A 12,725-nucleotide genomic window follows, 5' to 3' on the forward strand; every position below is an offset into this window, starting at 1 on the left:
GTCATCCCTCGGGGCGCGGACGGTCGTTCACGCCGCCCCCGCGGGGAGGCCGGAGGGCTATGGAGCGACGTGGTTTGCGCACTTCTAGAGCCTCCGTTCTTTTTCGTATCCCTAAGGGATTCCTATGGTAGATGTTTGGCCCGCAGGCGCCTGCGTTCATGCCCGGCATGGCATGCGCGGCTTGCGCGGCAGTCTTGCACGAGGCGCGGGCGTCCGCGCCATGCGATTTTTGAAAGGAGCCGACATGCCGTCCAATGCGCCGCCGTCACCGTTTCCTTTTCTTCCCGTCGTCCTGGAGTCGCCCGTCGGGGCGCAAGGTCGCGCGATGTCTTCGCCCGACGGGACCGCCTGCATGCCTGAGCCGGCGTCACGTCGGCTGGCGCGCGGCGCGCCGGACACGCCGCGTGGCAAAGGGCGAACCCCGCCCCGCCGTCGTTTGGGCGCCGTGCAGAACGTGCCGGGCCTGTCGCTGGGCGATGGGGGCGCGACGCTCCGCGTGGAGGTCGTCAGGCGTATCGATCCCGCGGGGGTGGCGCTGCTGGGGGCGATCGTCCGATGAGTGCCCCGATCGCGTCACCGGTCGCCACGCCTCTGCCCGCCGCGCCGGTCGCGTTGGCGGCGTACGACACGGCGGTATGGGTCATCGCGTCGCCGCATGCGCGATGGACGGTCGAGGCGCAGGCCGTCGTCGTGTCGTCGCACGAGGTGTCGTGCACGTTGCACGGCGCGCTTGCCGAAACCGCGATGTGGCTGGATCGTATGCGGCACGGTGTGCTGCTCGCCGAGGCGCCGTTGCCGGGCACCTGGCTCGCGATGCTGGTCGACGAAGCGCTGGTGCAGGTGTTGCCCGCCACGCAGGGCAGTATCGTGCCGGCGTTCGGGCGCATTTGCGACGATTGGGTGCGCGGCATTTTCGCCGCGCCATTCTGGACCCGCTTCCTGGCAGGCGAATCGAGCGACGTCCAGGTGCTGGCGTTTCTCGCGCAGCACTACCATCGCGCGGCGGGGGCGGATGTGCACAATCGCATGGCGGTCGAGCGCTGCACCGACGCGGCGCTGCGACCAATGCTGTTGCGCCAGTATCGCGAGCAGCGCGGACAGGCGACGATGCTTGCCGCCGGCCTCCTTCGCTGTGGCCCGGCGGCCCGCACCTTCCTCGACAGCGGTGCGTTCGATGCGACGCACGCGCTCATCGACTTCATCATTGGCGCGGCGGGCGACATGCCCGCCTACGTGGGGTGTTGCGCGCTCAGTCAGGCACCGGCGGCGGTGCGTGCGGCCAGCGAGATCGAGGCGCAGTTCGACGCGCTCGCGCAGCGATATCCGTCGGCTGCCGAAGGGTTCGCGGCCGTCGGAGCGCACGCGCGGCAAGACGCGAGTGTCTGCGGCGCGACCCCGTTGCTCGCGCAGTGGGTGGAGGAGGCGGGCGAGCCCGATGCGGCGTCGCGCTTGCGCATGCTGCGCGGGGCGCACGGTGTGGCGGCGGCCTATCGGGTCATGTTCGACACGTTGCATCGTCTGGACGACGAAATCTGAGGTCGGCGCGCGGGCCATGCCCCCGAATGGGGCATGCGACTCGTATAATGGCGTCCGAACGGCGGGGGCGGTGGTGCCTGCGAGCCGTCTGCCCCCTGACCATGACAACCCAACTCGCCTACCTTGCCGCGCTCGGTGCTGCCCTTTGCTGGGCCTTCAGCGGCATGATCGCCATTACGCCCGTGCGCCGGGCCGGTTCCTTCCCGTTCAATTACGCCCGCATGCTGCTCGTCTTCGCGATGCTGCTCATCGCGGTGGCGGTGCAGCGAGGCTGGCCGTCGCTTACGCTGGAACAGTGGCTGCGACTCACGGCGTCGGGGCTGATCGGCATTCTCGTGGGCGACACGATTCTCTATACGTCGCTCGGCCGTCTCGGGCCCCGCCGCAACTCCATCGTCTTCGCGACGAACGCCCCGATGACCGCCGTGCTCGGCTATGTTTGGCTCGGCGAGGCACTGGGCTGGCGCGCGGTGATCGGGGTGGCGCTGGTCACGACGGGCGTGGCGCTCGCCGTCGCATTCGGTGGCCGGCGCGAGGATGCTCATCACTGGGAGTCCGTGCGTGGCGATGTGCGTGTGGGCGTCGCCATCGGGCTGGTGGCGGCGCTGTGTCACTCCGTGGGAACGCTCATCGCCAAACCGGTCATGGCCGCCGGCGTCGATCCGGTGAGCGCGTCGGCGGTGCGTGTGGGGGTGTCGGCGCTCGGGCTGACGATGCTCGCCGCACGGCGCGGGCGTGACCTCTTCTCGGCCTTCACGCCGGGCACGCTCGCGCTCACGGCAGCGTCGGGCTTCGTCGGCGTGGCCGTCGGCATGACGCTGCTGCTCTACGGCATGGGCCACGGCAACACCGGCGTCATTGCGACGCTCTCGGCGACCACGCCCGTCGTGGTGTTGCCGCTGATGTGGATTCGCACCCGGCAGCGTCCGGCGGCAGGCGCCTGGTGGGGGGCGTTGATCGCGAGCGCGGGCGTCGCGTTGATCTTCAACCGGTGAGCGGAGACGGACGCCAATATGGGGGGCGGCTCAGGTGCCGCCTCGCGCTCAGCGCGTGAGTGGCGGTTGCAGGGGGTCGGAATGCTGACGCGATGCGTCGGTCGTCATGCCGGACGGCGGTGCTTGCGGCGCAACGGCCGGGCGAGGCAGGTCCGGCGTCAGCAAACGCCGCAGCCAGGCCGCAAGCCGTTCGAAGACGCCTGGATCGTCGTTGAACAACTCGGGGCGCAGGACTCGCAGGTAGTCGAGAATCTGTTCGGCCTCCTGAGCACCAACCGACCCGTAGATCACCGCCAGATCGAGGAGTGCACGCAGTTCGCCGAGTCGCTCGCGCGCTTGCAGTGAGCGGGCCGTTTCCACGCTGCGCTTGGCGTCGAACACGCGCTCGCGCAGCACGGAGGCGGCGCGCCACGCGGGCGTCTGCAACGACGCTTCCAAGGCGCGGAGGTCTTGGGCAGAGCTGACGATCTGTCCCGCGAGCGATTCCACGATGCGTTCCTCGCCCTTCGCTTCGCGCACGATACCTTCGGCCCAGCGGCTCGCCTGACGCGACATGTCCTCGCGCGTCCATTCGGGGCGAGAGACGAAATAGAAGCCGTGTTGACGCGCCTGGTTCAGGATGATCGAGACGACGTCCGGGAACTGCTTGTCGAACGTGCGCTTGGCCCACGCGTAATGCCCCCCGGCGAGCAATTGTGCGACGGCGGCTTCGGTGAGCGGAACGGTGCTGTCGAGCAGGCGGGCGCGCAGGAAGTCGTCGAAGGGCGGTGGCGTGAAGTGACGGTCCACGGCGGCGGAAATGCGCACGAACGCGTCGAAGTCTTTCTTCAGATCCGCCAGCGCGATGTCGGAGAGGGTTAGCGAAATGCGGCTCATCGTGACCGACCCCAAGGCGCCGTCGCGACGACGCAAAGCCGACGCGCGAGCGAGTGCGCGTTAGCCAGTCGAGTGTCTGTGCCAGTGCCGCGAGCCGCAGGTGTTACTGCCGAAGCTCGTGCCACGTGCATCCCCATTGCGCGTGAAGTCATGTGCAGCGATACGTGTCAACGGTGCGCCGCGGTCATGGCCGCGCGCTGTGAAGATGGCCCTTGAGGGGACACAGGCGGACGTCCCGGCGTGTCGGATCCCATGGCGTTCATGGCGGCAATGCTAGCCTAATCCTGGCTAGCGATCCCCGCGTCTCCACCGTCTCCCCAGGAAATTCACATTTCGCATGGCGGACAGCAGGCGTCTGCATGCATCAACGGCATGGTGACGTCAAAACTTTAGCGATAAGGGCCGGATTTTTTGCGCGGCGTCGTGCGCGGGTCAGCTTCCCGCCGCGGGGCGCAGCAGATAGACGGCGAAGCGCGCGCGGGCATCGAGCCAGACGCGCTCGACATCCCACCCCGCGGAGCTTGCCAGGGCGCGGAACTCCGTCTGACCGTACTTGTACGAGTTCTCGGTGTGAATGGACTCGCCTGTCATGAAGTCGAAGCGATGGCCCAGCACGCTCGCGCGGAAAGGGCGCTGGGCGACGAGATGCATTTCGATCCGACTGGCGGCCGCGTTGAAGCGGGCTTCGTGACGGAAGGCGTCGAGCGGCAGGTCGCCGTCGAGTTCGCGATTGATGCGCGTGAGCACGTTCAGATTGAACTGCGCGGTGACGCCGCGCGCGTCGTCGTAGGCGGGCAGCAGCACGGCGGCGTCCTTGCAGGCATCCACGCCGACGACCATCCGGCGGCGCGGGCCGAGCATCTTGCCGACGTGGGCAAGAAAGGCGGCGGCCTGTCCGGGCGCGAAATTGCCGATCGTCGAGCCGGGAAAGAAGCCCAGGCGCGGCCCTTGGGTGGTCTGCAACTGCGGCGGCAGGCGAAACGGCCGGGTGAAGTCGGCGCGCACCGGCAACATGGGGATGCCCGGGCAGCGGCGGGCCAGCGTGGCGACGGCGTCGTCGAGGAAGTCGTCGGCGATGTCGACGGGCACATAGGCGCGCGGCGTGACCAGCGCGTCGAGCAGCAACGGCGTCTTGCGACTCGAGCCGCTGCCGAATTCGACGACGACGGCGTTCGGGCCAATGACGTCGGCAATCGCGGCGGCGCATTCGCCGAGCAGCACCGTTTCGGTGCGTGTCTGGTAATACTCGTCGAGGCCGGTAATCGATTCGAATAGTTCGCTGCCGAGCCGGTCGTAAAGCCAGCTGCTGGGCAGCGACTTGGGCGTGTGGCCGAGACCGGCGAGCACGTCCGCCGCGAACGCATTTTCCGGCAGCGACGGACAAACGAACGGCGTGGCTTGGGGGGCTTGCGACATCAGCGATCCTCCGCGAGCCTCAGGCCGCAGAACTGCCAGCGCTGATGCGGGTAAAAGAAGTTGCGATACGTGGTGCGTGCATGTCCCGGCGGCGTGGCGAGCGAGCCGCCGCGCAGCACGAATTGTCCGCACATGAATTTGCCGTTGTATTCGCCGACGGCCCCCGCCGCCGGTCGGAATCCCGGATAGGCGACGTAAGGGCTGGCCGTCCATTGCCATACCGGGCCGAAGCGTTGCGCCATGGCGGGTTGCGAAGCGGGCGACACGGTTGCCGCGACCTCCCACTCGTGTTCGGTCGGCAGACGCTTGCCGGCCCATCGCGCGAAGGCGTCGGCTTCGAAATAGCTTACGTGCCGCACGGGCGCGTCGTCGTCGATCGGTTGCATGCCGGCGAGCGTCATCGACTGCCATTCGCCGTTGTGCAACTCCCAGTACAGCGGATGTCCCCACCCTTCGCGTTGCACCGTCGCCCAACCGTCGGACAACCAGAGTCCCGCCGTGCGATAGCCGCCGTCGTCGATAAACGCGCGCCACTCCCCGTTCGTCACCACGCGCGAGGCGATCGCGAAGGGGCGGAGCAAGATGTCGTGGGCAGGGGTTTCGCAGTCGAACGCAAAGGGTCCGCTCGATTCGCTCTCGTGCCCGACGCGATGCTGGCCACCGCTGTGGGCAATCCATTGCAGCGGCCCGGCGATGTCGCCGGCGCAGGCCGGTTGGCGATGCGCGGGACGCAACGGATTTTGCGCGAACAGATGCAGCAAGTCGGTGTGCATCAGCTCCTGGTGCTGTTCCTCGTGATGCAGGCCGAGGGTGACGAGTGCGTGAACGTCGGGCGGGAGATCGGCATGCAGCAGGCGCTCGTGCATGGCGGCGTCGACATGGCGCCGATAGCGCAGCACGTCATCGAGCGTGGGGCGAGAGAGCAAGCCGCGTTGCGGGCGCGGATGGCGCGGACCGGCGGCCTCGTAATATGAATTGAAGAGATAGGCGAAGCGCGGATCGTAGGGGCGGTAGTGGCGGCCCGACAGGGCGCCGGACTCGCTCAGCAAGAAGGTTTCGAAGAACCATGTGGTGTGCGCGAGATGCCACTTGATGGGGCTGGCGTCGGGCATCGACTGCACGGTGGCGTCGGCGTCGGAGAGGTCTTGCGCAAAGGCGACCGAGGCGGCGCGCACGGCATCGTAGCGCGCCACGGCTTGCGACGTACAACAGGGGAGGGCCATGGGGACACGCCGTGTTGTGAAACGTGCTGCCTATTGTAGACCCGTTGCTTGCCCCTCGTGTGTCACCGGGCATCGCGTCGGCGAGGTCACGACTGCCCGTTGCCGGTGGGGCCGTGGAGTTCGTGTTCGAGACGCACGACTTCCTGCGCGACGAGTGCGATGGCGTTGCGAATTTCCATGAGCGCGGTGTAGAGCGCTTGCGCGTTCTGGGGAGATTGCAGGGCGAGGTCGCGGGCGGCGGCTTCGATGGCGTCCAACGACAGGGCGATGCGGTCGAGATTCTCCAGCATGGGGCGATCTCCGATGGCGCGCGCAGCGCGTGCGTAGCCCTATGATACCCAACTGACGTATCTCGGTGGGGATGTTAGAATGCGTGCCCTTGCCGGGGTGATGCGTTTGGTGAACACCGCGGACTCGGAATCTGTTGTGCCGAGCCTTTCCCGCCGCGGATGCGGCGCCGGAAGGCCAATGATGACAGGGATTTGCGAGCATCCGAGATGTAGCGTCATGGCTTGTCTTGGTAGCTGGGCGCCATCCAGGCGCCAGTGAAAAGCAGAAGGACAGATCACTCACGCCCGAGTGGTGAAATTGGTAGACACAAGGGACTTAGACAATTTGAGCCTTCGGGGGGAAACGCCCGAAGTGACGCCCGTCAAAGTCGGCGAAATCCCTGGATGCTTCGGCATCCGAGTCAACGCCGAGCCAAGCCCAAACTTCAAGATTGGGAAGGTGTAGAGAGCAGACGGCGGGCACCTACGGCCGCAAGGCTATGGTGAAGGCGTGCTCCAGACCACGAACAGTGCAAACGCGCTGGCGGCGAAAGTCGAAGTGGTAAGAAAATCCCTCGACCTAACGGTCGTGCCGGTTCGATTCCGGCCTCGGGCACCATCCAGAGCCGCCCCTGTTTGCGCAGGAGCGGCTTTTTCGTTCCGCGGACGGCGACTCGGCGAGCTTGACCACTTGCATCCTTCATTCCCGGCCATGAAGGCTTGCAGTCTGTGCGGAATCGGCGTCGCCGCGTCGACGGTCTCGCCATAGGTCTGCGCACGCAACGCGACATAGCGGTCGAGGTCGGCCTGGAGGTCAGCCGGGCACAGATGGGGCCGCGCCGTCAGCCGGCGCTGTCCGGCGAAGCCAGACGGCATCCGCCTGGCGTTGTATGCGCTCAGACCGGCGCCATGCCGCCGTCGACGAACAGGTCAACGACATTGACGCGAATACCGCGATCCCTCAGATCCTGCGCGCGCCGCACCAACGCATTGTGCGTGATTAGTCGAACTTAAAGAGCCGTGCCGGCGTCTCGACCAATACGACTCGTCGATCGTCATCGTCAGGAAGGAGCTCGTGGATGAGCGCGTAGGCGTTCTCGAAACGGCGGTCATGTTCGAACTGCGTGTGCGGCCAGTCGCTTCCCCAAACGAGCCGCTCCAAGCCAAACGCCGTCCTGAGCAGCGGCGTCGCGGCGCGCGCTACGGCGACGCCGGCTTCGCCAGCGCCATTGCGGTATGCGCCGGACAGCTTGACCCATACGCGGCGGGACGTCGCAAAGCCGAGCAGATCGCGGAACCCCGGATCCGCGACACCAAGCGCTGGATCCGGGCGTCCGAAATGATCGACCACGACGTTGATGCCGTGAGCGACGAGCGTCGGCACAACGCGGCGAAGCCTGCAGGCTTCGCAATGCACTTCGACTTGCCATCCGAGTGCGGCGATGCGCGGCAGCAAGGTTTGCCAGGCTTGCGTTGCCCAATTGGGATCCGGCGCGCCGAACAGGTTGAGCCGGATTCCGACGACGCCGCCACGAGCAAGGGCATCGAGATGCGCTGAATCGGCCGCGGCCTGCACCGGGGCGATCACAGCGATGCCACGCAAGCGGTGGCGTTCCTGGGCGAGCGCTGCAAGGAGATAGCGGTTGTCGGTGCCAAGGAAGCTCGGTTGCACGAGTACGCCATGGGCGATTCCGTGTGTGCCGAGCTGCGCGAGATACGCGCTCAGCAGTGCGTCGTAGTTCGGCGCGTAGCGCCGTTCGCCTGCGAGCGGAAGATCTCGCGTGAAAACGTGCGCATGCGTGTCAATTGCCAATACCGTCTGTTGGGGCGTATCGTATCCGCCGGTCGCGGCGGTCGGGGTAGGCATTGCAGGAAATTCCTTTTCAGGGCCCGGCGCAAGCGCCGGGGGTGGGGTCGTCTCGCCATCGCCAACGTGCCCGTTGGCGTGGCATTGGCAACGTTGGCGGCCGTCATTCAACGGGGGGCCGCTTCTCCGTGCTGATCGCTCAGTGACGTCATGGGCAGATGTTCGGCGAGCGCGCGCCCGCGCGTCTCCGGTAGCATCAGGACGGCCAACGCGACGATCGAGTAGGCGATTCCCGCATCGATTCCGATGGCGAAACCAAGCGAGGTTGTGGCGGCAAGGTGGCCTACCATGACCGGAAATGCGGCCGACGCCACGCGTCCGAAGTTGTAACAGAATCCGACGCCCGTGCCCCGCATGCCGCGCGGGTATAACTCGTTGAAGAGGGCCCCCATGCTCGCAGGAATGCCTGCGGCAAAAAAGCCGAGCGGGAAGCCAAGAAACAGCATCGCCGTGTTGCCGAGCGGCGCGAACAGGTAGACGACGACCGTGGCGACGCAGCATACCGAGAACAACAAGATTGTGCCGCGTCGCCCGATACGGTCGAGCAGGTGCGAGCTCGCGATGCAGCCGCAGAAGAATGCCGCGATGATGACGGCCAGAAAACCACCCGTGCTCAGGACGGACAGGTGACGCTCCGTTTTGAGATAGGTCGGTAGCCACGTCATGAGTGCGTAGTAGCCACCGTGCGCACCGACGCCGAGCAGTGCGCCGATCAGTGTCATGCGCAGCAACTGCGGCGAAAAGATGCCGACGAGCGGTGTGCTGTCGCCAGTCGCTACGGGGCGAGTGCGCGGTACCTCGGGCTCCTTGATGTGGCGGCGCACATACACGACGAGCAGCGCCGGCAGCACACCGAGGGCAAACATCGCGCGCCACGCAAGGTGTGCGGGTGCGAAGGAGAAGAGCAACGTATAAAGCAGCACGGCGGCCGCCCAGCCTACGGCCCACGCGCTCTGCACGGTCCCCATTGCCTTGCCGCGATGCTCTGGACGAATCGATTCGGCCATCAGTACCGCGCCGGCCGCCCATTCGCCGCCGAAGCCAAAACCTTGTAGCGTCTTCAGTACGATGAACTGCGGGAACGATTGGGCAAACGCGCTCGCGAACGTAAAAAACGAGAAGAACAGAATCGTGATCTGCAGCGTGCGCACACGCCCGATCCTGTCGGCGAGTGCGCCGGCAAGCCAGCCGCCGAGCGCTGACGCCACGAGCGTGGCGCCGCTTACGAATCCGGCTTGTGTCTTGTCGATCGCCCATTCGGCAATGATCGCCGGAATGACGAGGCTGAACATTTGCACGTCCAGCGCGTCGAGCGCCCAGCCGCCGAAGCACGCCCAGAACGTGCGTTTCTCTTGCGGTGATACCGTTTTGAACCAGTTGAACATGAGGGGTCTCCTTGTTGGAATGGCAGCGTCCGCTTCAGCGGATCTCCACCTGATACGTAAATTCGCTCGCCGGCCCGCGAGACCGGCGCCATTCCAGTGGCCGCCTGTCGAAGCTGTACGCGACGCGCTCAATCACGACGACAGGCGTGTGCGCATCGACGCGCAGCAGCCTCGCCTGCATCGGGTCGACGGTCTCTACCGTAAGCGTCTCGGTCGCCGATGCGATGACCTGGTTGCAGTGCGATTCGTAGACGGGATAAAGGAGGTCGCCGATATCCTCGGTCTTGAGTTGGACAAACGCCTCAAAGGGCGCGTACGGCAACCAGATCTCCTCCACGAGGATCGGCTGGTCGTCGATGAGACGCAGCCGCGACATGTGAATCACCTCGGCGTTCGGCTCGATCTGCAATGTTGTCGACACGGCCGAAGGCGCTTTCGTGATTTCGCGCGTCAGGATGCGACTGGACGGGATGCGCCGTTCGCCCTGCCGACTCTGGAAACGAAAGAAGCGAAATAGCGATCCGTCGAAACTAGCCCGCCGCACGAAGGTTCCACGGCCCTGAAAACGTTCGAGCATGCCCTCGGTCACGAGGACATCGATGGCTTTACGCACCGTTCCAATGGCAACACCGTAGGTACGCGAAAGTTCCTGTTCTGTCGGAATGGCTTCGCCAGGGCGCCACCGGCGCTGGGCAATTTGCGCCGTTAGCTCATCGCGCAGGCGCTGGTATCGGGGCAGGCGGTCGTCGGCTTGCATGGTTGATTCCGTTAGTCAACTAAACATATATATGATTGGTTGAAATGCCATTCGGCACAACCCGGGAAGACCCGTATTCTCGAAAGAGGGGGGGCGGATCGTGGCGCTTTCTGCGTGCCGCCGCTTCGACGTTCCCCCGTATTCAGTAGCATCCGGCTTTAGAGTCCGGGGGTTAATCGAGCACGACCCCATCGCTGGTAGGCGTCTCATGTCGAGATCCACAGCACAGTACCCCCATCGTCTCCCGCCGTAGCCGGCCGTCGCGGCACGAAACCCGCCTCACCGTTCCTGTCATCCGCAACGTGATGAGGTCGCGTTCATGCGCAACCGGTGCGATGGCGCCGGCATTCGGATCCATGGATTTCATCCGTGCCATCTTTGCGACCAGCGTCGCTCACGGTGCGTCGCCAAAGCCGAGCGCGAACGCATGATCGCGCACATCGGCAGGCCAACCAGCGACCAGTTCTCCAAAGCGCGCGCGATCGTCCGCGAACAACGCTCGCGCCACTTCCTCGAAGCCGGGTAGATCGCCGGCCAACGCCGACATGAAGTGGTAGGCGCGCTCGTGAGAGGCGCGGCGATTGTCACGTTGGGCGTTGGCGCGACGCGCGTCTTCAACCAGCTTTCGGAGCGCAACCGATGCCCCTCCGGGCTGCTTCGCGAGCCAATCCCAATGGCGTGGCAACAGCGTGACCTCACGCGCGATGACGCCGAGCTTCGGCCGCCCCCGGCCGCGTGCTTCGCTCTGCGCCACCGTGCTGTCGGCGCCGTCGGTGTCGTCGGTGCCGTTGGGGTATGGCGCATCGGATGCCGCCAGCGCGAAGCGCGCGGTGATGTCGTCGTCAGTGCCGCGCGTGTCGATGTCGATCGAGCGCCCAGTCGCGTTGTCGAAGATCAGCACAGGCGTCTGGGGAGCCTTTTCCACGGCATGCTTTACCGCAAGCGCGACGGCAGCAAGCGAGCCTGAGGCGATGCATCGTTGACCCACGAAGGCGATGTGGGAGGGAAGCGTCGAAGGCGTCATGGTATTCAGCCGGGTTGTGAGGATTGCAATTTATACCCGGATAAAATAATCGTCAATATTATCCGGGTATAAATATGATGCTGACCGTCAAACGAATGCAGCGGTACGCGTAGGCGATGCCGACCATGAGATTCCTGCCGGCGGTTATCCAAGCGGCAGGTCGCCAGCGCACAAAGCATTGGCTTCCGCAGCATGTTGGGGGCGCTGACCGAGTCGACGTGTGTTGAGCCGGTCGCGCGGGGCGGACGTCAACGCGTGGGGAGCGCTCAATCCGACCGCCCGGCGAGTGTCCCGATTCCGACAGTAGTCCATCCGAGCCTGCGCAACGTGGGCTGACTTTTTTAGATATCGAAAATTTAAAGAATCCGCATTTCTGATAGTTGTGCGCGCGCAAGAATAGCGGTGCCGTGCGGCCACTTCGGCAACGTTTCCGAGTGGCTTGTCGCGACGGCATTCAACCGCAAACCACAGCTACACAGGAAAAAACATGCAACTCCAAAACCACCCGTCATGCAGGCCTTTCTACGAAGCCGGGGACATGTCGCAAATGGCCGCATTTTATGAGGAAGGCCGAAACATCATGTGGATGATGCTCCGTGCCGCCCCCCGCCCGTGTTTCAATCAGGGGCTTCTCACCGAGATCATGCACCTTGCCCGTACGGCGCGGGAATCCGGGCTGCGCATCGATTTTTGGGTCACGGGATCGCTGGTGCCCGAGCTTTTCAACGTTGGCGGAGATCTTAGCTTCTTTGTCGATGCGATCCGCTCCGGCAAGCGTGACATGCTGATGGCGTATGCGCGGTCGTGCATCGATTGCATCTGGGAGATGTACAACGGCTACGGCACCGGTGCGATCTCGATCGCGATGGTCGAGGGCAGCGCGCTCGGCGGCGGACTCGAGGCGGCGCTCGCGCATCACTTCGTGCTTGCGCAGAAAGGCGTGAAGCTCGGTTTTCCGGAGATCGCGTTCAATCTGTTCCCCGGCATGGGCGGATATTCGCTCGTCGCACGCCGAGCCGGCATGCGCGTGGCGGAGGAACTGATCAGTACCGGAGAGTCGCACGTGGCCGAGTGGTTCACGGAAAAGGGGCTTGTCGACCAGCTATTCGAGCCCGGCGACGCGTTCCTCGCGACACGCACGTTTATCGACGTGATCCGGCCTAAGCTGAATGGGATTCGCGCGCTGATCCGCGCGCGTCAACGCGTGCTGCCCCTGGATCGCTCGGAGCTGATGGACATTACCGAGGACTGGGTTCGGTCGACGTTTACGATCGAGACGAAGGATCTCGCCTATATGGAGCGACTGGTGATGATGCAGAACCGCCGCGTTTCCAAGCTCCGCACGGTATCTTGAGGCACAACGGCGGTAAAGTGATG

13 protein-coding genes are annotated in these 12,725 nt (G+C 65.1%); 4 read left to right on the forward strand and 9 right to left on the reverse strand.

The window, feature by feature from the left end:
• Positions 1-244: 244 nt before the first annotated feature.
• The 3 genes from PanNE5_RS11600 (at position 245) to PanNE5_RS11610 (ending at position 2,531) form a co-directional block, all read left to right on the forward strand.
• Positions 245-559, forward strand: a complete 315-nt coding sequence (locus PanNE5_RS11600; RefSeq protein WP_017232959.1) for a hypothetical protein — start codon at positions 245-247, stop codon at positions 557-559.
• Positions 556-1,536, forward strand: coding sequence for a hypothetical protein (locus tag PanNE5_RS11605; protein WP_261938018.1), 981 nt, complete (start codon positions 556-558; stop codon positions 1,534-1,536). Before PanNE5_RS11600 ends, PanNE5_RS11605 begins: the two co-directional genes overlap by 4 nt.
• Before the next feature lie 101 nt (positions 1,537-1,637).
• Entirely contained in the window at positions 1,638-2,531 is an 894-nt protein-coding gene (locus PanNE5_RS11610) for a DMT family transporter (protein ID WP_261938019.1), read from the forward strand.
• A 48-nt stretch (positions 2,532-2,579) separates the two neighbouring features.
• Here PanNE5_RS11610 and PanNE5_RS11615 read toward each other — a convergent pair whose 3' ends face one another.
• From PanNE5_RS11615 to PanNE5_RS11655, 9 genes are all read right to left on the reverse strand, one after another.
• Positions 2,580-3,407, reverse strand: coding sequence for a DUF4088 family protein (locus tag PanNE5_RS11615; protein WP_017232962.1), 828 nt, complete (start codon positions 3,405-3,407; stop codon positions 2,580-2,582).
• 432 nt (positions 3,408-3,839) lie between these two features.
• Positions 3,840-4,823, reverse strand: coding sequence for an L-histidine N(alpha)-methyltransferase (gene egtD, locus PanNE5_RS11620; RefSeq protein ID WP_261938020.1), 984 nt, complete (start codon positions 4,821-4,823; stop codon positions 3,840-3,842).
• The gene (gene egtB, locus PanNE5_RS11625; RefSeq protein WP_017232964.1) at positions 4,823-6,046 is read right to left on the reverse strand and encodes an ergothioneine biosynthesis protein EgtB; all 1,224 of its coding nucleotides are present in this window, start codon (positions 6,044-6,046) and stop codon (positions 4,823-4,825) included. The genes egtD and egtB overlap by 1 nt, the downstream gene beginning before the upstream one ends.
• An 86-nt stretch (positions 6,047-6,132) precedes the next feature.
• The gene (locus tag PanNE5_RS11630) at positions 6,133-6,336 is read right to left on the reverse strand and encodes a hypothetical protein (protein ID WP_017232965.1); all 204 of its coding nucleotides are present in this window, start codon (positions 6,334-6,336) and stop codon (positions 6,133-6,135) included.
• A 477-nt stretch (positions 6,337-6,813) separates the two neighbouring features.
• Positions 6,814-7,191 (reverse strand): DUF2274 domain-containing protein, encoded by a 378-nt coding sequence (locus PanNE5_RS23060; RefSeq protein WP_157211400.1) that lies wholly within the window; start codon positions 7,189-7,191, stop codon positions 6,814-6,816.
• Between the two features lie 124 nt (positions 7,192-7,315).
• Positions 7,316-8,182 carry an amidohydrolase family protein gene (locus PanNE5_RS11640; protein ID WP_017232967.1) on the reverse strand — a complete coding sequence of 289 codons (867 nt, stop codon included), beginning with the start codon at positions 8,180-8,182 and terminating at the stop codon, positions 7,316-7,318.
• A 107-nt stretch (positions 8,183-8,289) separates the two neighbouring features.
• Positions 8,290-9,567 (reverse strand): MFS transporter, encoded by a 1,278-nt coding sequence (locus tag PanNE5_RS11645; protein WP_017232968.1) that lies wholly within the window; start codon positions 9,565-9,567, stop codon positions 8,290-8,292.
• 34 nt (positions 9,568-9,601) lie between these two features.
• The gene (locus PanNE5_RS11650; protein ID WP_017232969.1) at positions 9,602-10,324 is read right to left on the reverse strand and encodes a GntR family transcriptional regulator; all 723 of its coding nucleotides are present in this window, start codon (positions 10,322-10,324) and stop codon (positions 9,602-9,604) included.
• Positions 10,325-10,718: 394 nt separating this feature from the next.
• Complete coding sequence (locus PanNE5_RS11655; protein ID WP_261938021.1) at positions 10,719-11,348, reverse strand: DUF2239 family protein; 630 nt, start codon at positions 11,346-11,348, stop codon at positions 10,719-10,721.
• Between the two features lie 487 nt (positions 11,349-11,835).
• Between PanNE5_RS11655 and PanNE5_RS11660 the strand changes: the two genes are divergently transcribed.
• Complete coding sequence (locus tag PanNE5_RS11660; protein ID WP_026131768.1) at positions 11,836-12,702, forward strand: crotonase/enoyl-CoA hydratase family protein; 867 nt, start codon at positions 11,836-11,838, stop codon at positions 12,700-12,702.
• The last annotated feature ends 23 nt before the right edge of the window (positions 12,703-12,725 follow it).

Source organism: Pandoraea sp. NE5, from assembly GCF_024363545.1.
Taxonomy (GTDB): Bacteria; Pseudomonadota; Gammaproteobacteria; order Burkholderiales; family Burkholderiaceae; genus Pandoraea; species Pandoraea cepalis.

Excerpts from the sequence above, each read along its gene's own strand:
- egtD (WP_261938020.1), bottom strand. The coding sequence starts at position 4,823 with ATGTCGCAAGCCCCCCAAGCCACGCCGTTCGTTTGTCCGTCGCTGCCG.
- PanNE5_RS23060 (WP_157211400.1), bottom strand. The coding sequence starts at position 7,191 with ATGCCGTCTGGCTTCGCCGGACAGCGCCGGCTGACGGCGCGGCCCCAT.
- PanNE5_RS11615 (WP_017232962.1), bottom strand. The coding sequence starts at position 3,407 with ATGAGCCGCATTTCGCTAACCCTCTCCGACATCGCGCTGGCGGATCTG.
- PanNE5_RS11655 (WP_261938021.1), bottom strand. The coding sequence starts at position 11,348 with ATGACGCCTTCGACGCTTCCCTCCCACATCGCCTTCGTGGGTCAACGA.
- PanNE5_RS11600 (WP_017232959.1), top strand. The coding sequence starts at position 245 with ATGCCGTCCAATGCGCCGCCGTCACCGTTTCCTTTTCTTCCCGTCGTC.
- egtB (WP_017232964.1), bottom strand. The coding sequence starts at position 6,046 with ATGGCCCTCCCCTGTTGTACGTCGCAAGCCGTGGCGCGCTACGATGCC.
- PanNE5_RS11645 (WP_017232968.1), bottom strand. The coding sequence starts at position 9,567 with ATGTTCAACTGGTTCAAAACGGTATCACCGCAAGAGAAACGCACGTTC.
- PanNE5_RS11650 (WP_017232969.1), bottom strand. The coding sequence starts at position 10,324 with ATGCAAGCCGACGACCGCCTGCCCCGATACCAGCGCCTGCGCGATGAG.
- PanNE5_RS11610 (WP_261938019.1), top strand. The coding sequence starts at position 1,638 with ATGACAACCCAACTCGCCTACCTTGCCGCGCTCGGTGCTGCCCTTTGC.
- PanNE5_RS11640 (WP_017232967.1), bottom strand. The coding sequence starts at position 8,182 with ATGCCTACCCCGACCGCCGCGACCGGCGGATACGATACGCCCCAACAG.
- PanNE5_RS11630 (WP_017232965.1), bottom strand. The coding sequence starts at position 6,336 with ATGCTGGAGAATCTCGACCGCATCGCCCTGTCGTTGGACGCCATCGAA.
- PanNE5_RS11605 (WP_261938018.1), top strand. The coding sequence starts at position 556 with ATGAGTGCCCCGATCGCGTCACCGGTCGCCACGCCTCTGCCCGCCGCG.
- PanNE5_RS11660 (WP_026131768.1), top strand. The coding sequence starts at position 11,836 with ATGCAACTCCAAAACCACCCGTCATGCAGGCCTTTCTACGAAGCCGGG.